Raw genomic sequence first — 18,115 nt, 5'->3', positions numbered from 1 at the left:
AGGCAATCGGGGGCTGTGCTCACGCCCCGCGTGCCGGCGGCTGTTAGAATCGCCCGCATGAAGACCATCACGCTCGAAGACTGCGTCGGCGGCACGCCGCTGGTGCGCCTGCAGCGCTTGGCCGGCGACGATCGCGGCAACACCGTGCTCGCCAAGCTGGAGGGCGACAATCCCGCGGGTTCGGTCAAGGACCGCCCGGCCTACAGCATGATCAAGCGGGCCGCCGAGCGCGGCGACATCCGGCCCGGCGATACCCTGGTGGAGGCCACCAGCGGCAACACCGGCATCGCGCTGGCGATGGTCGCCGCGATGCAGGGCTACCGCATGCGTCTGATCATGCCCGAGAACATGAGCGAGGAACGGCGCGCGGCGATGCGGGCCTACGGCGCCGAGATCATTTCGGTCTCCGAATCCGAGGGCATGGAGGGGGCGCGCGACCTCGCCGAGTCGATGTCCCGCCGTGGCGAGGGCTATCTGCTGGACCAGTTCGCCAACCCCGACAATCCGCGCGCCCACTACGAGGGGACCGGTCCCGAACTCTGGCACGACACCGGCGGCGAGATCACCCACTTCGTGGCGTCCATGGGTACCACCGGCACCATCATGGGCGTGTCGCGCTACCTCAAGGAGCGCAACCCGGATATCCAGATCGTGGGCGTACAGCCGGCCGGCGAGTCGCGTATCCCGGGCATCCGGCGCTGGCCCGAAGCCTATCTGCCGCGCATCTTCGAGCCGGCGCGGGTTGACCGCGTCATCGACGTGGAGGCGGCCGACGCCGAGAACACCATGCGCCGTCTGGCGCGCGAGGAGGGCATCTTCGCCGGGCCGTCCTCGGGCGGTGCGGTCTGGTCGGCGCTGCAACTCGCCGGGGAGGTGGAGAACGCCGTGATCGCGGTGATCGTCTGCGACCGGGGCGACCGTTACCTGTCCACCGGCGTCTATGACTGAATCCGTCGTCTCGCTGGCGATCGCCACCGTCCCCGACACGGCCGCCGCCCGCCGCCTGCACGATTTCGGCGATCTCGACGACGCCGACGTGGTGCGGGCCCTGGGGCAATTGCGCTTCCAGGCCGACGGCCACGACACCCTGCCGCCGCATCTGTGCCGCGTGTCCGCCGTCGCCATGGCGGTGGCCGACGGCGACGGTTTCCGCCTGGAGATGCCGGAAGGCGGGGAGGAGGATCTCCTCAAAGCGCTCGCGTCCCGTGCCGGTGAGGGCGCCCGCATCGTGTCCTGGGATGCCTCCGGCGTGTCCGTGGCCGCGCTGCGCTATCGCTGTCTGCTGCACGGGGTGACGGCGCCGGGGCTCTGGCCGGGTACGAACGGGACGGGGTACCTGGATCTGGCGTCGACTCTGTCCGGTGCGTCCGCGGTGCCGGTGACGCTCGGCGACGCCGCGCGGCTGCTGGGCCTGCCGGCGCCGATGACATCCGGCGACGGCGCCTGCGCGACCGCGGCGGTGACTACCCATCTGCTGCATCTGCGCTATCGGCAACTGCGCGGCGATCTCGACGCGGGGGCGAGGGCAGCCGCGGAGTCGCGGGTCCGGGAAGCGCTGGCCGCCCGTGGCGAACCTTGCTGGGAGCCCTTCCTGGGCGAGTGGCGGGCCGCGTGAGCCGGCGGCGGCGCAACCAGCCGGCGGGCCCGTTCGAGCTCGCCGTCGAGGACCTGGCGAGCGACGCCCGCGGGGTGGGCCGTGACGCCGACGGCAAGGCCGTGTTCGTCGCGGACACGCTGCCGGGGGAGCGCGTGCGCTATCTCCGCACGCGCCGACGGCGCCATCACGACGAAGGCCGGCTGGAGGAGGTCCTGACGGCATCGCCCGAGCGGGTCGATCCGCGCTGCCCGCATTTCGGCGTCTGCGGCGGCTGCGCGCTGCAGCATCTGGACCCGGCCGCCCAGATCGCGTTCAAGGAGCGTCAGCTCCTGGAAGCCCTGGAACGCATCGGCGGGCTGGTTCCGGCGTCCGTGCTGCCGGCGGTCACCGGCCGGCGCTGGGGCTACCGGCGGCGGGCCCGGCTGGGGGTCAAGCACGTGCCCAAGAAGGGCGGGACCCTGGTGGGTTTCCGCGAGCGCGGCGCGCCCTATATCGCGGTCCTCGAGGGCTGCGAGGTCCTGATCCCCGATGTGGGGCGCCGGATCGCCGGCTTGCAGCGGCTGCTGGACGGCCTCTCCATCCGCGAGCGTGTTCCCCAGATCGAGGTCGCCGGCGGCGACGACGCCGTCGCCCTGGTCCTGCGGGTCCTGGACGAGCCCAACGAGGCCGATCGGCAACGGTTGGCCGAGTATTCCCGCGAGACCGGGCTGTGGTTCCACCTGCAGCCCGGCGGCTTGGACACGGTGACGCCGCTGTTGCCGGAGACACCGGAACTGACCTATACGCTGCCGGCCTTCGATGTCCGGCTGGCCTTCCGGCCCACGGATTTCGTCCAGATCCACGGCGAGGTCAACGCGCGCATGGTCGCGCAGGCGATCGACCTGCTCGAACCGGCGCCGGGCGAGCGGGTCCTGGAGCTGTTCGCGGGCCTGGGCAACTTCAGCCTGCCGCTGGCGCGGCGGGGTGCGCGGGTGACCGCCGTGGAGGGCGAGGCGGGCCTGGTGGCCCGGGCGCGCGAGAACGCTCGCGCGAACGGCCTGGGCGACGCCGTGACCGCCTGGGACGCCGACCTGTTCCAGCCGTCCGCCGATGCCGCCTGGCTCGCGGGCGACGTGGACCTGGCGCTGCTCGATCCGCCCCGGGCCGGTGCCGCCGAGATCCTGCCGCTGGTCGCGGCCAAGGGGCCGCGGCGCATCGTGTACTGTTCCTGTCATCCCGCCACGCTCGCCCGCGACGCGGCCGAGCTCGCCGGCCGCGGCTACCGGCTGCGGGCCGCGGGCGTGGTCGACATGTTTCCGCACACCGCCCACGTCGAGGCAATGGCGCTGTTCGAGCGCTGACGCCGCGAGCAGCCGAACGGGAGGCCGGGCCATGGCTGTCGAGATCGAACGCAAATTCCTGGTGAGCGGCGATGGCTGGCGCGAGGAGGCCGATGCCGGCCGGGTCCTGCGCCAGGGTTATCTCTGCGGTCCGGGTCCGGCCTCGGTACGGGTGCGGGTGGACGGCGAGCGGGCCGAGCTCAATATCAAGGCGGCCGTCATCGGCGCTTCGCGCGCGGAATACGAGTATCCCGTCCCGCTGGCCGATGCCGAGGCCATGCTCGCGGAGCTGTGCGTGTATCCGCCGCTTTCCAAGACCCGGTACTTGGTCCGGCGCGGCGGCCATGTCTGGGAGATCGACGAGTTCGACGGCGCCAACGCGGGCCTGGTGGTCGCCGAGATCGAGTTGTCGGATCCGGACGAGGCATTCGAACGTCCGCCCTGGCTGGGCCGCGAGGTCACGGCCGAGCGGCGCTACTACAATCAGGCCCTGGCGGAACGCCCGTACCGGGAATGGGACGATGACGCATAGGATCGAGATCGACCTGGCCGCGCAGCGCCTGTGGCTGCTCGACGACGCCGAGCGGATATTGGCCACGCACCCCGTGTCGACCGCGCGCAACGGTGCCGGCGAGCGCAACGGCAGCCACTGCACGCCGCGCGGCGCCCACCGCATACGCGCCAAGATCGGCGCCGGCGCCGCCCCCGGGACGGTATTCGTCGGCCGGCGGCCCACCGGCGAGATCTACTCGCCGGCGCTGGCGGCGGCGCATCCGGGCCGGGACTGGATCCTCACCCGCATCCTCTGGCTCTGCGGCGAGGAGATCGGCCGTAACCGGCTGGGTTCGGTGGATACCATGCGGCGTTATATCTATATCCACGGCGCCCCGGACGAGAGCGCCATGGGCGTGCCCGGCTCCATCGGCTGCATCCGCATGCACAACGATGAACTGATCGACCTGTTCGACCGCGTCGCGGTCGGCACCAAGGTCCTGATCCGCGAAGGGGACGGCTCGTGAACGCGCCGGCGCCGGGTCCCCTGATGATCGATCTCGCCGGCCCCGAGCTGACGCCGGAGGAACGCGACATGCTGGCGCATCCGGCCGTCGGGGGGCTGATCCTGTTCACCCGCAACTACCGCGACCGCGCCCAGCTCGCCGCGCTCTGCGCACAGGCACGGGAGGCGCGCCCCGGACTCCTGATCGCGGCCGATTACGAGGGCGGCCGGGTGCAGCGTTTCCGGGACGGCTTCACGTTGTTGCCGCCGATGCGGGCGCTCGGGGAACTGTACGACCGCGATCCGGCGGCGGCCCGGACCGCCGCCGGGGACTGCGGCCTGGTGATGGCGGCGGAACTGGGCGCGGCCGGCCTGGACATGCCCCTGGCCCCGGTCCTGGACCTGGACCGGGGCGTGTCGTCCGTGATCGGGGATCGGGCCTTCCATGCCGATCCCGCGGCGGTCACCGTGCTGGCGCGCGCCCTGCGGCGCGGCCTGAATGCTGGGGGCATGGTCGCCACCGGCAAGCATTTCCCCGGCCACGGCGGGGTCGCGCCGGACTCGCACCTGGAATTGCCCGTGGACGAACGCGGCCCCGACGAGTTGGCGTCGGATCTGGCACCGTTCCGCGACCTGATCGCCGACGGGTTGGAGTCGGTGATGATGGCCCATCTCGTGTATCCCGCCGTCGACGACCGGCCGGCGAGCCTGTCCCGGCGCTGGATCGGTGAACGGCTGCGGGGCGACCTGGGTTTCGACGGCGCCGTGTTCTGCGACGACCTGAGCATGGCCGGCGCGGCGGCGGCGGGCGACTACCCCGACCGCGCCGCGGCGGCGCTGGAGGCCGGTTGCGATATCCTGCCGGTCTGCAACAATCGCGACGCGGCGGTCCGGCTGCTGGATTCGCTGGGCGAGACCATCGGCGATGCCGATTCGGTCCGGCGCCGGCGTGCGCTGGCGCGGCGCCGGGCGCGGGTGCCCGCCGCGGAGGCGCAGGCGGCGCGGGTCCGTATCGCTGCCATGCCTGCCGGTGCGAACCAACCTTAAGAAAAGGACGCAAGCCCTTGGAAAGCCTCAGCGAATGGATCGCACGTTTCGTGCAACTGCGCCAGGATTGGGGGCACGTCGTCGACATTTTCGTCGTGGTGACGGCGGTCGGCGTCATCAACCTGGGCCTGCGGTTCCTGTTCAAATATCTCGGGCACCGGGTCGAGAAAAGCCGGAGCGTCTGGGACGACGCGCTCTATCACAGCCTCAGCGGGCCGCTGCGGGCCCTGGTCTGGATCGTGGGGCTGTCGGTCGCCGCCGAGCTGGGCGAGCCGCCGGACGGTTCCTGGATCGCGGAATACCTGCCGAACGTGCGGATCATCGCGGTGGTCGCGGTGCTCGCCTGGTTCCTGGTGCGCCTGATCGATGAGGTCGAGGCCAATGTGCTCAAGCGGGCGATCCGGCGTGGCGAGCCCATCGACGAGACCACCGCGGATGCCGTCGCCAAGCTGTTGCACGCCTCGGTGCTGATCACCGCGGGCCTGGTCATCCTGCAGAGCCTGGGGGTGTCCATATCCGGGGTCCTGGCCTTCGGCGGCATCGGCGGTTTCGCCGTGGGCTTCGCGGCCAAGGACATGATCGCCAATTTCCTGGGCGGTCTCACGGTCTATCTCAACCGGCCGTTCTCGGTCGGCGACTGGATCCGCTCCCCGGATCAGGATATCGAGGGCGTGGTCGAGGCCATCGGTTGGCGGGCGACCACGGTTCGCCGCTTCGACAAGCGGCCGCTGTACGTGCCCAACGCCGTGTTCACCACGGTCGCCCTGGAGAATCCCTCGCGGATGACCCACCGCCGGATCTCCGAGACCATCGGCCTGCGTTACGACGACGCGGCGGTGGTGGCGCCGATCGTGGCCGACATCCATGCCATGCTCGACGCCGACGAGGACATCGACAGCAACCAGGTGATCCTGGTCTACTTCAACAACTTCGGGGCGCACTCCCTGGATTTCTTCGTCTACTGCTACACCGTGACCACGCAGTGGGCCGAGTTCCACAAGGTGAAGCAGAAGGTGCTGATGCGCTGCCACGAGATCATCGAGGCGCACGGCGCCGAGGTCGCGTTCCCGACCACGACCCTGCGCATGCCGGGCGGACTGGAGCTGCATTCGCCCGACGAGGGGCGGCGGACCGCCGCCGACGAACGAACCGGAAACGAACCACGGAGCGAGGCCGATGACTGATCGCCGCGACGATGCCCTGCGGATGCTGGAACGGGCGGAGCACCTGTACGATGCCGACGACCTGGCGGCCATGTACGACGCCATGGCCGAGCACATCGGCCGCGACCTGGCGGACCGGGACCCGATAATCCTGTGCGTCATGCTGGGCGGCCTGGTGCCGACCGCCGAGATCATCCGGCGCCTGTCCTTCCCGTTCGAGCTGGATTACCTGCACGCCACCCGCTATCGCGGCGAGACCGCCGGCGGCGAGCTGGTCTGGAAGGTCAGTCCCGGCATCCCGATCGAGGGGCGCCACGTGCTGGTCATCGACGACATCCTCGACGAGGGCACGACCCTGGAGGCCATCATCGAGGCGCTCGGCGCCCAGGGACCGGCCTCCGTGCGCACCGCGATCCTGCTCGAAAAAGAGCACGAGCGCCGCGATCCTGCGCTCAAGCCGGACTACCTGGGGGGCCGGGTCCCCGACCGCTACGTGTTCGGCGCCGGCATGGACTACCGCGGCTACTTCCGGCAATTGCCCGGCGTGTACGCGCTGGCGGAATGATGCCGGCGCCGGTCGGAATCATCGGCGGTACCGCGCTGAGCGGGCCGCACGGCCTGGACGCCGGCCGCGAGTCGCCGGTGGCGACGCCCTACGGCACGCCCTCCGGTCCGCTGGTGCGCGGCCGCTGGGCCGGTCGCGAGGTGGTCTTCCTGCACCGGCACGGCCCCGAACACCGCCTGGCACCGCACGCCATCAACTATCGCGCCAACATCCGGGCGCTGGCGGATGCCGGCGTGGAACGGATCGTCGCCGCATCCGCGGTGGGCGGCATCGGCCCCGAGATGCGGCCGGGCCGGGTGGTGATCCCGGACCAACTCATCGACTACACCTGGGGCCGGGCGCACAGCTTCGCCGACGAGGAGGGGCCGGTGCCGCACGTGGATTTCACCCAGCCCTACGATCCGGACCTGCGCGCCGTGCTGGTGAACGCCGCCCGCGGTCTCGACCTGGATGCGGTCACCCGCGCGGTGCACGGCGTGACCCAGGGCCCGCGCCTGGAGACGGCGGCGGAGATCGACCGCATGGACCGCGACGGCTGCGACATCGTCGGCATGACCGGGATGCCGGAGGCGGCTCTGGCACGCGAGGCCGGGCTGGCCTACGCTTGCTGCGCGGTGGTGGTCAATGCCGCGGCGGGCCGCGGCGAGGGCGCGATCCACGCCGAGATCGAGCGCACCCTGGCCGAGGGCATGGCCACCCTGGGCCGCCTACTGGACGCGGTGTTGCCCGACCTTTAGGAGGGAGGGGCACGCCGGCCCCGGTTTGCGTTACCCTTACGCGCCCCGTTACGGCAACCGAAGAAGCGTCATGGCCGAAGACAGCAACCTGCCCGATTTCACGTTCGACCGCACCCAGCTCGTTCGCGAGGACACCTTCACCGACGGCCGGGTCGGCGCCATCCGCCGCCTGGTGCCGGTGACGCCGGACGGGGCCGACGATCCCGATCGCAGCGTGCGCTACGAGGGGCAGACCAGCCTCATGACCCCCGCCGGCACGCTGCCGCTGCAGTTCGAGATCGAGGCGGATTCGCTGGAGGCGGCGATCGAGGGCTTCGCCGACGCCGCCCAACAGGCCACCGAGCGGGCCATCCAGGAGCTCCAGGAAATGCGCCGCGAGCAGTCCTCGCGCCTGGTCGTGCCCGGCCAGGAAGGCGGCGGCCAGGGCGGCGGGTTCCAGGGCGGCGGCTTCCGCTAGCCGCCGCCGGGGCGCGCCGACTCAGGCGCCGGCGGCCGCGGGTTCGCCGGCGAGCCGCGCCAGCAGTTCCGCCAGGGTGTCCCGGCGACTGTCCACGTCGGGCATGTCGCGGTGGAAGGTCAGGCGGCGGTCGCCTTCCAGACGGTAGGCGCGCGGATCGCTCTGGACCAGGGCGATCAGGGTCGCCGGGTCGATCGCGGCGTCGCGGCCGAAGTGCAACCGGCCGCCGTCCGGGCCGGCCTCGATCTTGGCGATGCCCAGCGGTGTGGCCCGTAGCTTGATCGCGGCCGCGGCGAACAGGTTCTCGGCCGGCTCCGGCAGCAGGCCGAAGCGGTCGATCAGCTCCACCTTCAACTCGCGCAGGGCGTCGCTGTCGCGCGCCGCGCTGATGCGCTTGTACAGCACCAGACGCATGTGCACGTCCGGGATGTAGTCCTCGGGCAACAGGGTGGAGGCGCTCAGGTCCACCTCGGTGCCGCGCGCGGCGTCGGCATCGGGGTCCGGCACCTCGCCGCGCTTGTAGGCGGCCACGCAGCGCGCCAGAAGCTGCTGGTAGAGATCGAAGCCGACCTCCTGGATCTGACCGCTCTGTTCCTCACCCAGTAGCTCGCCGGCGCCGCGGATCTCCAGGTCGTGGGTGGCCAGGGTGAAGCCGGCGCCCAGGTCGCCCAGCGAGGCGATGGCGTCCAGGCGCTTGCGGGCATCCGCCGTCAGGGCCTCGGGCGGCGGCGTGAGCAGGTAGGCGTAGGCGCGGTGGTGGGAGCGGCCCACGCGACCCCGCAGTTGGTGCAGTTGTGCCAGGCCGAACTTGTCCGCGCGGTCGATGATCATGGTGTTGGCGCTGGGTACGTCGATGCCCGACTCGATGATGGTGGTGCACAGCAGCACGTCGAAACGCCGGTGGTAGAAGTCGAGCATCACCTGTTCCAGCTCGCGCTCGCGCATCTGGCCGTGGGCGATGCGGATCTTCGCCTCGGGCACGATCTCCGCCAGTTCGCGCGCGACCCGCTGGATGTCCCGCACTTCGTTGTGCAGGTAATAGATCTGGCCGCCGCGGCGGAGCTCGCGCCGGCAGGCCTCGCGGATCAGCGAGGCGTCGCTGCGGGCCACGAAGGTCTGGATCGCCAGCCGCTGCTCGGGGGGCGTGGCGATGATCGACAGGTCGCGCAGACCCGCCAGGCTCATGTTGAGGGTGCGCGGGATCGGGGTCGCGGTCAGGGTCAGCAGGTCCACCTGCGCGCGCATCGCCTTGATCCGTTCCTTGTGGCGCACGCCGAAGCGGTGCTCCTCGTCCACGATCAGCAGGCCCAGGCGCTTGAAGCGAATGTCGTCGCCCAGCAGCCGGTGCGTGCCGATCACGATGTCGATCTTGCCCTCGGCGAGGTCCGCGGCCAGCTTGTCGCGCTCCTTCTTGCCGCGCAGGCGCGACAGCGAGCCGATGCGAACCGGCCAGTCCGCGAAGCGGTCGGCGAAGGTCTGGTAATGCTGCTGCGCCAGCAGGGTGGTGGGCACCAGCACGCAGACCTGGTAGCCGTTGTCGGCGGCGACGAAAGCCGAGCGCAGGGCCACCTCGGTCTTGCCGAAACCGACGTCGCCGCAGACGACGCGGTCCATCGGCCGGGTCACGGCGAGATCGGCCAGCACCTGCTCGATGGCCCGGGCCTGGTCCGGTGTCTCGGTGAAGGGGAAGCCGTCGCAGAAGCGTCGGTAGGCGGCCTCGTCGATCTCGAAACGCACGCCCTTCTCGGCCTCGCGCCGGGCCTGGATGTCGAGCAACTCGGCGGCCACGTCGCGGGCGCGCTCCGCGGCGCGGCGCTTGGCCTTTTCCCAGCGGTCGCCACCCAGCTTGTGCAAGGGCGCGGTCTCGGCGTCGGCGCCGGTGAACCGGCTCACCAGGTGCAGCGAGGAGACCGGCACGTAGAGCTTGTCGCCGCCGGCATACTCCAGGGTCAGGAACTCGGCCTCCTGGCCGCCGGCGGCCAGCTTCTGGAGGCCGCGGTAGCGGCCCACGCCATGATCGGCGTGCACTACCGGCGCGCCCTCGGCGAGGTCGGCCAGGTCGCGGATCGCGCCCTCGGGATCGCGCGCCGCGCGGCGTCGCCGGACCGGTGGCTTGTCCCCCGTGAGCTGCGCCTCGGCGACGATCGCGAGGCCGGCTTCCGGCAGCAGGCAGCCGGCCTCCAGCGGTGCCGCCGTGACCGCGAGGCGCGCCTCGCCCTCGACGAAGGCGGTCCAGTCGTCCACCCGCTCCGGACGCAGACCCAGGCCGCGCAGCCAGTCGCGCAGCGTCTCCCGGCGGCCGGCGGAGTCGCCCACCACGAGCACGCGGCCCTGGAAGGACTGCAGGAAGGCCAGCAACCGGCGGCCGGTCTCGGCCTCGTCCGGGCCGCCCAGCGCCGGCACGGGCTCGGCGGCGAACGAGGCCCCGGCCGCCGCCGTGTCCGCGATACGCAGGGCGGCGGTGTCGCGCAGATGGGCCGCGATCCCGGCGGCGGGTCGGAAAGCTTCCTCGGGCGGGAGCAGGGGACGTTCGGGGTCGACCCCGCGTTGCTCGTAGCGGTCGACGACCTCGGCCCAGGCGCGTTCCAGGGCCGCCGGGACGTCTCCGATCTCGGCGATCAGGGTGGCGTCGGGCAGGTAGTCGAAGAAGTCCGCCGTCTCGTCGAAGAACAGGGGCAGGTAGTACTCGACACCGCCCGGCGGAACGCCGCGGCTGACTTCGCGGTAGACCAGGCTGGCCGCGGGGTCGCCGCTGAAGCGCGCGCGGTAGCGCTGACGGAAGCCCTTGATACCTTCCTCGTCGAGGGGGAACTCCCGTGCCGGCAGCATGCGGACATGCTCGATGCGATCCGTGGAGCGCTGGGTCTCCGGGTCGAAGCGCCGGATGGCCTCGATCTCGTCGTCGAACAAATCCAGACGGAAGGGCGTCTCCGTACCCATGGGGTAGAGATCCAGGACCGAGCCGCGCAGCGCGAATTCGCCGTGCGCCCGGACTTCGGAGACCGCGGCGTAGCCGGCCGCCTCTAGCCGCTCGCGCATCGCCACCGGGTCCAGGCGTTCGCCGACCCGCAGGATCAGGGCGCGGCCTTCCACGTAGGACGTCGGCGGCAGCCGCTGCAGCAGGGTGTCTGCGGCCACGATCACCAGTCGCCGGCCGCCGCGCGGCAGGGTGTGCAGGGCCGCCAGCCGCGCCGAGACGATATCGGCGTGCGGCGAGAAGACGTCGTAGGGCAGGGTTTCCCAGTCCGGGAAGTGTTCGACGGGGACGCTGTCCCCCGTGAAGAAGCGGATCTCGTCCTCGAGCCGGTAGGCCCGGTGCTCGTCGGCGACCACCGCCACCACCGGCTGTTCGCGCGCGGCCGCCAGGCGCGCCAGACCCAGCGCCGCGGCGGCGTCGGGCAGGCCGGACCAAGCCTGTCCCTCGCCGGGCGCGGGACGGGGCGGATCCAGGGGATTGTGCTCGCGATCGGCCATGAGGGCCGCGGATTATCGCATAGGCGCGTTGCGCCGTGATCGGTGATTCGTGATTAGTGATTCGGGAAGGCTGTGATCCGTGATTCGTGATTGGTTGGGAAGAGGGGGCTACGCTCTTTGCCAATCACCAATCACGAAACCTCAAAGCCAGATCGCCGTAGGCGTCGATGCGCCGATCCCGCAGGAAGGGCCACATCCGTCGCAGCGTGTCGGTGCGGGACAGGTCCAGCTCGGCGGTCAGGATCTCCGGGCCGATACCGCCCTCGGCCAGCATCTCGCCCTGGGGCCCGGCGATGAAACCGTGGCCCCAGAAGCGGGTGTCGTCCTCGTCGCCGATACGGTTGGCCGCGGCCAGGGGCAGGCAGTTGGCGATGGCGTGGCCGCGCTGCACGCCCTGCCAGGCGCGGAGCTGGCGCTCGCGTTCGGCCTCGTCGTCGGCCGGATCCCAGCCGATCGCCGAGGGATAGAGCAGCACCTGGGCGCCGGCCAGGGCCATGAGCCGTGCGGCTTCCGGATACCACTGGTCCCAGCACACCAGCACGCCCAGCAGGCCCACGGCGGTGTCGATGGGCTCGAAGCCCGTGTCGCCGGGCGTGAAATAGAATTTCTCGTAATAGCCGGGATCGTCCGGGATATGTGCCTTGCGGTAGCGGCCCGCCAGGCGGCCGTCGGTGTCCAACACCACGGCGGTGTTGTGATAGAGCCCGGCGGCCCGGCGCTCGAAGACCGAGCCCACGACCACCGCCCCGGCGGCGCGCGCGGCCTCGCCCAGGCGCTCGGTGGTGGGGCCCGGGACCGGCTCGGCCAGGTCGAAGGCGGCCGGGTCCTCGGTACGGCAGAAGTAGCGCGTGTTGTGCAGCTCCGGCAGCAATACCAGCCGGGCGCCCCGCGCGCCCGCCTCGGCGACGGCCGCGACCGCGGCGTCCAGGTTGGCGGCGGGATCGTCGCCGCAGGCGTGCTGGACCACGGCCAGGATGAGGGTGTCGCTCATGTGCGGAAATCCCGTGTCAGGTGTCGCCCCGCGGAATCTGCATCGCGGCGCAGTGCAGGGCGCCATTCTGCCGGATCAGGGCCCGGCAATCGACGGCGACCAGGCGCCGGCCGGGAAAGCAGTCCGCCAGCAGGGCGTGCGCCTCGGCGTCGGCGGGGTCGTCGTAGGCCGGAGCCAGGATCAGGCCGTTGCCGAGCAGGAAATTGGCATAGCCGGCGGGTACCCGGCGGCCGTCGGCGTCGAACTGCGGCGCCGGCAGGGGTAGGCGCGTGAGCCGGTAGCGGCCGCCGTCGGCGGTGGCCAGGGCGGCGAGTTCGTCCGCCATGGCCGCCAGCGGGGCATGGTGGGGATCGTCCGGGTCGGCGCACCCCTGGTGGACGATATGGCCGGGACCGGCGAAGCGGACCAGGGTGTCGACGTGGCTGTCGGTGTCGTCGCCTTCCAGGTGGCCGTGCCGCAGCCAGAGCACCCGGTCCACGCCCAGGTCCGTGCGCAACCGGGCTTCGACGGCCGCGCGGTCCAGGCCGGGATTGCGCCGGCCGTGGAGCAGGCAGCGCTCGGTGGTGAGCAGACTCCCGGCGCCGTCGACCTCGATGCTGCCGCCCTCCAGGACCCAGTCGCGGCGTACCAGGCGGCCCGCGCCGAGCGTGCCGGCGGCATGCAGGCGCGCGGTCAGGGCGTCGTCGTCGGCGGACGGGTGGCGGCCGCCCCAGCCGTCGAAGCGGAAATCCAGGAACCGTCGGCCGCCGTCGCCGTCGAGCAGGGTCACGGGTCCGGTGTCGCGGACCCAGATGTCGTTGGCCGGGATGTCCGCGATCCGCAGACGTTCGTCCGGCAGGCCGGACAGATCGGGATGGGCGCGGATGCTGGACCGGCACTCGGCATCGGCCGCGATCAGGATCACGTCCTGTGCCGCGGCCAGGGCGGCGGCCATGGCGGCGAGGGCGTCGCGGGCGGGTGGCAGGTCGGGGCCCCAGTCGCCGCCGGCGCGGGGCCAGACGAGCAGGGTGGCGGCCTGCGGCGCCCATTCGGGCGGCAAGAACGGTGTCCGGGACGGTGCCAAGGGGTCGTCGGGGCTACTGACGCAGTTCGTCGCGGTTGCGGATGTCCGGGAAATCGCCCGGCACCACCGCGTGCAACACCCGGTCATGCTCGAAGAACACCGAAAAGCCGGCATAGTCCCAGCGCGTGATCGGCGGCTCGCCGACCGCGCCGTGGCGGGCGCGCGGCTCGCCGTAGCGGCGCTCGACCTGGGCCATGGTCATGGACCGGCGGGGGAGCGTGTCCGGCGTGTCGGCACCGGCCGATGCCGGCATGTCGACCACGGTGCCCCGGGTGGTGCTCCGGTCGCCCTGCGCCGCGACGGCGGCACCGGTCAGGGCCAGGAGGCTGATCAGCAAGACAATCCGCATGCCGCGAATATAGCACCGGGCGGACGGCGGGGAGAAGCGTTCGTGTGCGTGCCGGGATGCGGATCCGGGGCCTTTATGCTTAAATGCCGGCGCCATGCTGCGACCCCTGGAACTCTACATCGGCCTGCGTTACACGCGGGCCAAGCGGCGCAATCATTTCATCTCGTTCATCTCGGCGATCTCGATGGGCGGGATCGCGCTCGCGGTGATGCTGCTGATCACGGTGCTGTCGGTGATGAACGGCTTCGAGACCGAGCTGCGCGAGCGCATCCTGGGTATGGCCTCGCACGTGACCGTTTCCGGCGGCGACGGAGCCCTGGACGACTGGCGCGGCGTGCGCGACGAGATCATGGCGCGGTCGCCGGCGGTCGAGGCCGCCGCCCCCTATATCCGCGGCGAGGGCATGCTGCGCTCGGGACGCGATCTCAGCGGCACCCTGCTGCGGGGCGTCCTGCCGGAATTCGAGACCGAGGTCTCGGACGTGGCCCGGAACATGGTGGCGGGCTCCTTCGACGACCTGGCGCCGGGGGCCTACCGCATCGTGATCGGGGTGGAGCTGGCGCGCTTGCTGGGCGTTCGCGTCGGCGACACGGTCGATCTCATGATCCCGCAGGCGAACACCACGCCCGCCGGCATCCTGCCGCGTTTCCGGCGTTTCCGGGTGGCCGGGATATTCGAGGTCGGCATGTACGAGTACGATCGCGGCCTGGTGTTCCTGCACCTGCGCGACGCCGCCACGCTCTATCGGCTGGGAGACGGGGTCACCGGCCTGCGGGTACAGCTCACCGATCTGTTCGACGCACCCGCCGTCACCCGCCAGCTCGAGGTGACCCTGCGCCCCGGGCTGCGCGTATCCAACTGGACGCGCGAGCACGCCAACTTCTTCCGCGCCATCGCCACCGAGAAGACGGTGATGTTCATCATCCTGTCGCTGATCATCGCGGTGGCCGCGTTCAACATCGTCTCCATGCTGGTGATGGTGGTCACGGACAAGCAGGGCGATATCGCCATCCTGCGCACGCTGGGCATGACCCCGCGCTCGGTGATGTCGATCTTCATGGTCCAGGGATCGTTGATCGGCGTGATCGGCACCCTGACCGGCGTGGGCCTCGGCGTGCTGCTGTCGATCAACATCGAGAACATCGTGCCGCTGCTGGAGCGGCTGCTGAACACCGACCTGTTGTCCGCGGACGTGTACTACATCAGTCAGCTCAAGGCCGAGCTGCACGGCGAGGACGTCGGCCGCATCGCGGCGCTGGCGCTGTTCCTGAGTTTCCTCTCCACGCTCTATCCGGCCTGGCGCGCGGCCCGGGTGCAGCCGGCGGAGGCCCTTCGCTATGACTAGCGCGACGCCGGTGGTGGCCTGCCGCGGCCTGACCAAGACCTTCACCGAGGTGCGCGAGCCGGTGACCGTGCTCGCCGGCGTCGACCTGGACGTGAACCCCGGCGACTGCATCGCCGTGGTGGGTGCGTCCGGCTCCGGCAAGAGCACGCTGCTGCACCTGCTCGGCGGCCTGGAGCAGCCCAGCGGCGGCGACGTGCGCATCCAGGGGCGGGTCATGAGCGAGCTTTCGGACGCCGAGCGCGGCCGACTGCGCAACGTCGCCCTGGGCTTCATCTACCAGTTCCACCACCTGCTGCCGGAATTCACCACCCTGGAGAACGTGGCGATGCCGCTGCTGATCCGGCGCGAGCCGACGCAATCGGCCCTGGCGGCGGCATCCCGTCTCCTGGACCGGGTCGGGCTCGGGCAGCGCCTGGGACACAAGCCGACCGAGCTTTCCGGCGGCGAGCGCCAGCGCGCCGCGGTGGCCCGCGCCCTGGTGACGCGGCCGGCCGCCATCCTCGCCGACGAGCCCACGGGCAACCTGGATCACCGCACGGCGACGGGGGTCTTCGACCTGATGCTTGAGCTGAACCGGGAACTCGGCACCAGCCTGGTCCTGGTCACCCACGACACGGAACTCGCACGACGCATGGATCGCGTATGGGCCCTGGAGGACGGCCACCTGGCCGACGCCGGCCTCTAGCGGGGCGGCTGGACCGTGACGTCCGCGCCTGGGCCCTGGCGGCCCTGGCGGGAATACTGGCGGTGCATGCTCTACCGGCGCTGCCGGCGCCGGCCTGGCTTCTGCCGCCGCTTCTCCTCTGTCTGTTCCGCTTTCCCGGCCGCACGCTGGCCGCCGTCGCGGCGCTGGCCTTCGCGTACGCCGTTCTCCTGGGGTCGTGGCTGCATTCGCAGCGTCTGCCGGCGACGGCGCATGGCCAGGAACGCTGGTTTACGGGCCACGTGGCCGGTTTGCCCGAGGTCGACGAATTCCGGACCCGTTTCCGTTTCGAGACCGGCGCGCGTCCGCGGTACGTCCGCGTGTCCTGGTACGACCGCCCGCCGGCGCTGGCGCCGGGTGACTGCTGGCGCCTACGGCTGCGTCTGAGCGCGCCGCGCGGCTCCCTCAATCCCGGCGGCTTCGACTACGAGGCCTGGCTTTGGCGCGAGCGCATCGGCGCCACGGGCTACGTGCGCGAGGCCGAGCGTTGCGCCGACGACGCGACGGCACCGCTGGCCCGTTGGCGGCATGCCGCCGCCGGCCGTATCGCGGCGGCGCTCGACGGCGATCCCGTGACCGGCCTGGTCCAGGCCCTGAGCCTGGGCGAGCGCGGCGATATAACGGACGACCAGTGGCGTGTCCTGCGCCGGACCGGCACGACGCACCTGTTCGCGATATCGGGCCTGCACGTGGGCCTGATCGCCGCGGCCGTCTTCCTGGGCCTGCGCCGGGCCGTGCCGTGGCTGTATCCGCGGCCGCGTCCGGCCGCATTGACGGTGGCCGCGGCCGCCGCGGCCCTGGCGGCCACCGGCTATGCGTTGCTGTCCGGCTTCGACCTGCCGGCGCGCCGGGCGCTGATCATGACCCTGGCGGTACTCGCGGCCGTGCTCTTGCGGCGGCGCACCGCCCCCTCGCGCCTGCTCGCGGTGGCCGCCCTGGCGGTCCTCGCCGCGGACCCGTTCGCGGTGCTGGCGCCCGGTTTCTGGTTGTCGTTCGGCGCGGTCGCCTGGCTGCTGTACCTGGCGGGGGGACGCGGCCGTCCCGGACCGGCTTTCTGGCTCCGGCTGCAACCGGCGCTGGCGCTGGCCCTGCTGCCGCTCACGCTCTACTGGTTCGGGGAGGCCTCGCTGGCGGGCGCGGTGGCCAACGCCGTGTTGATCCCGGCCTTCGCGGTGTTGGTCCCGGCGGTCCTGCTGACGGTGCTCGCGGCGCTCGCGTTACCGGCCCTGGCGGGCCCGTTGCTGGCCGCGTTGGCGGTGGTTCTGGATGCCGGCTGGCGGCTGCTGGCCGCGCTGGCGGATGTCCCGGGCGCCTATCTCGTGCTGCCGACGCCGGGGTTGCCCGCGCTGGTCGTCGCGCTCGCCGGCGCGGCCTGGCTGCTGGCGCCGCGCGGCGTGCCCGGCCGCTGGCTCGGGGTCCTGGGTCTGCTGCCGCTCCTGCTCGGTCCGCCCGCGCCCGCACACGGCGGGTTCCGGCTGACGCTGCTGGACGTGGGGCAGGGACTGGCGGCGGTGGTGCGCACGGCGGAGCACACGCTGCTGTTCGATGCCGGACCGCGCTATCGCACGGGCTTCGACACGGGCGCGGCGATCGTGGTGCCGTATCTCCGGTCGCAAGGTGTCCGCCGCCTGGACAGGCTGGTGCTGAGTCACGGGGATATCGATCACCGCGGCGGGGTCGCGGCCGTCCGGGCGGCGTTGCCGGTGGCCGCCACCCTGGGTGTGGACCAGGCGGCGCCGTGCCGCGACGGGCGGCGCTGGACCTGGGACGGCGTCGAGTTCCGGGTGCTGCATCCCGGACCCGGCGACTGGCGGGGCAACGACGCTTCCTGCGTGCTGTCGGTGACCGGGCCCGGCGGCCGGGTCCTGCTCACCGGGGACATCGAGGCGCCCGCCGAGCGCCGTCTGCTGGCCGCGCACGGCGAATCCTTGCGCGCGGCGGTGCTGGTGGTGGCGCACCACGGCAGCGCCAGCAGCTCCAGCGCGCCGTTCCTGGCCGCGGTCGCGCCCGATTACGCCCTGGTGCCGGCGGGTTGGCGCAATCGCTGGGGGTTCCCCGCGGCCGCGGTCCGGCAGCGGCTGCGCGAGGCCGGTGCCGAGGTGCGGGTGACCGGCGCGCAGGGGGCGCTGCGGGTGGACGTCGATCCGGTCGACGGCGTCGCCGCGCCCCGGGCCTGGCGCGCGCAGGCGGCGCGTTTCTGGCGCGCCGCGCCCGGTCCCTGATCCGGCCGGCGGGGTATGCGCGACGCATGCACTGGCTGACAGCCGCGCCGGCCTCTATCATGCGTGGCTTTGCCGAGTGGGCGAGG

Annotated in this window: 17 protein-coding genes; 13 read left to right on the top strand and 4 right to left on the bottom strand. The window is 71.9% G+C overall.

Annotated elements, in window-relative coordinates:
* Nucleotides 1-57: 57 nt before the first annotated feature.
* The 10 genes from cysM to PC39_RS09665 all read left to right on the top strand — a co-directional run bounded on the left by cysM (nucleotide 58) and on the right by PC39_RS09665 (nucleotide 7,882).
* Nucleotides 58-948 carry a cysteine synthase CysM gene (gene cysM / locus PC39_RS09710; protein ID WP_353253185.1) on the top strand — a complete coding sequence of 297 codons (891 nt, stop codon included), beginning with the start codon at nucleotides 58-60 and terminating at the stop codon, nucleotides 946-948.
* On the top strand, nucleotides 941-1,615 hold the full coding sequence (locus PC39_RS09705) for a hypothetical protein (RefSeq protein ID WP_353253184.1): 675 nt from the start codon (nucleotides 941-943) through the stop codon (nucleotides 1,613-1,615). The genes cysM and PC39_RS09705 overlap by 8 nt, the downstream gene beginning before the upstream one ends.
* The gene (gene rlmD / locus PC39_RS09700; RefSeq protein ID WP_353253183.1) at nucleotides 1,612-2,937 is read left to right on the top strand and encodes a 23S rRNA (uracil(1939)-C(5))-methyltransferase RlmD; all 1,326 of its coding nucleotides are present in this window, start codon (nucleotides 1,612-1,614) and stop codon (nucleotides 2,935-2,937) included. The genes PC39_RS09705 and rlmD overlap by 4 nt, the downstream gene beginning before the upstream one ends.
* A gap of 31 nt (nucleotides 2,938-2,968) precedes the next feature.
* Complete coding sequence (locus tag PC39_RS09695) at nucleotides 2,969-3,448, top strand: CYTH domain-containing protein (RefSeq protein ID WP_353253182.1); 480 nt, start codon at nucleotides 2,969-2,971, stop codon at nucleotides 3,446-3,448.
* Nucleotides 3,438-3,935: a L,D-transpeptidase family protein gene (locus PC39_RS09690; RefSeq protein ID WP_353253181.1), complete on the top strand. Its 498-nt coding sequence runs from the start codon at nucleotides 3,438-3,440 to the stop codon at nucleotides 3,933-3,935. Before PC39_RS09695 ends, PC39_RS09690 begins: the two co-directional genes overlap by 11 nt.
* Nucleotides 3,932-4,960, top strand: a complete 1,029-nt coding sequence (gene nagZ / locus PC39_RS09685; protein ID WP_353253180.1) for a beta-N-acetylhexosaminidase — start codon at nucleotides 3,932-3,934, stop codon at nucleotides 4,958-4,960. The genes PC39_RS09690 and nagZ overlap by 4 nt, the downstream gene beginning before the upstream one ends.
* 17 nt (nucleotides 4,961-4,977) lie before the next feature.
* Nucleotides 4,978-6,144: a mechanosensitive ion channel family protein gene (locus PC39_RS09680; protein ID WP_353253179.1), complete on the top strand. Its 1,167-nt coding sequence runs from the start codon at nucleotides 4,978-4,980 to the stop codon at nucleotides 6,142-6,144.
* Nucleotides 6,137-6,688, top strand: coding sequence for a hypoxanthine-guanine phosphoribosyltransferase (locus tag PC39_RS09675; RefSeq protein ID WP_353253178.1), 552 nt, complete (start codon nucleotides 6,137-6,139; stop codon nucleotides 6,686-6,688). The genes PC39_RS09680 and PC39_RS09675 overlap by 8 nt, the downstream gene beginning before the upstream one ends.
* Nucleotides 6,685-7,425, top strand: coding sequence for an S-methyl-5'-thioinosine phosphorylase (locus PC39_RS09670; RefSeq protein WP_502950872.1), 741 nt, complete (start codon nucleotides 6,685-6,687; stop codon nucleotides 7,423-7,425). The genes PC39_RS09675 and PC39_RS09670 overlap by 4 nt, the downstream gene beginning before the upstream one ends.
* Before the next feature lie 70 nt (nucleotides 7,426-7,495).
* Entirely contained in the window at nucleotides 7,496-7,882 is a 387-nt protein-coding gene (locus tag PC39_RS09665) for a hypothetical protein (protein ID WP_353253177.1), read from the top strand.
* A gap of 21 nt (nucleotides 7,883-7,903) precedes the next feature.
* Here PC39_RS09665 and mfd read toward each other — a convergent pair whose 3' ends face one another.
* From mfd to PC39_RS09645, 4 genes are all read right to left on the bottom strand, one after another.
* Complete coding sequence (gene mfd / locus PC39_RS09660) at nucleotides 7,904-11,356, bottom strand: transcription-repair coupling factor (RefSeq protein WP_353253176.1); 3,453 nt, start codon at nucleotides 11,354-11,356, stop codon at nucleotides 7,904-7,906.
* A 124-nt stretch (nucleotides 11,357-11,480) separates the two neighbouring features.
* Nucleotides 11,481-12,347: a carbon-nitrogen hydrolase gene (locus tag PC39_RS09655; RefSeq protein WP_353253175.1), complete on the bottom strand. Its 867-nt coding sequence runs from the start codon at nucleotides 12,345-12,347 to the stop codon at nucleotides 11,481-11,483.
* 16 nt (nucleotides 12,348-12,363) lie between these two features.
* Nucleotides 12,364-13,386 carry an agmatine deiminase family protein gene (locus PC39_RS09650; RefSeq protein WP_353253174.1) on the bottom strand — a complete coding sequence of 341 codons (1,023 nt, stop codon included), beginning with the start codon at nucleotides 13,384-13,386 and terminating at the stop codon, nucleotides 12,364-12,366.
* Nucleotides 13,387-13,423: 37 nt separating this feature from the next.
* Entirely contained in the window at nucleotides 13,424-13,747 is a 324-nt protein-coding gene (locus PC39_RS09645) for a hypothetical protein (protein WP_353253173.1), read from the bottom strand.
* 106 nt (nucleotides 13,748-13,853) lie between these two features.
* Between PC39_RS09645 and PC39_RS09640 the strand changes: the two genes are divergently transcribed.
* The 3 genes from PC39_RS09640 (at nucleotide 13,854) to PC39_RS09630 (ending at nucleotide 18,029) form a co-directional block, all read left to right on the top strand.
* Nucleotides 13,854-15,104 carry a lipoprotein-releasing ABC transporter permease subunit gene (locus PC39_RS09640; RefSeq protein WP_353253172.1) on the top strand — a complete coding sequence of 417 codons (1,251 nt, stop codon included), beginning with the start codon at nucleotides 13,854-13,856 and terminating at the stop codon, nucleotides 15,102-15,104.
* Nucleotides 15,097-15,789, top strand: coding sequence for a lipoprotein-releasing ABC transporter ATP-binding protein LolD (gene lolD / locus PC39_RS09635; protein ID WP_353253171.1), 693 nt, complete (start codon nucleotides 15,097-15,099; stop codon nucleotides 15,787-15,789). The genes PC39_RS09640 and lolD overlap by 8 nt, the downstream gene beginning before the upstream one ends.
* Before the next feature lie 62 nt (nucleotides 15,790-15,851).
* Nucleotides 15,852-18,029, top strand: a complete 2,178-nt coding sequence (locus PC39_RS09630) for a DNA internalization-related competence protein ComEC/Rec2 (RefSeq protein ID WP_353253170.1) — start codon at nucleotides 15,852-15,854, stop codon at nucleotides 18,027-18,029.
* Nucleotides 18,030-18,115: the final 86 nt, after the last annotated feature.

The sequence above is a fragment of the Salinisphaera sp. PC39 genome, from assembly GCF_040361335.1.
GTDB lineage: Bacteria > Pseudomonadota > Gammaproteobacteria > Nevskiales > Salinisphaeraceae > APNM01.
This window is presented reverse-complemented; position numbering and strand designations above follow the sequence as displayed.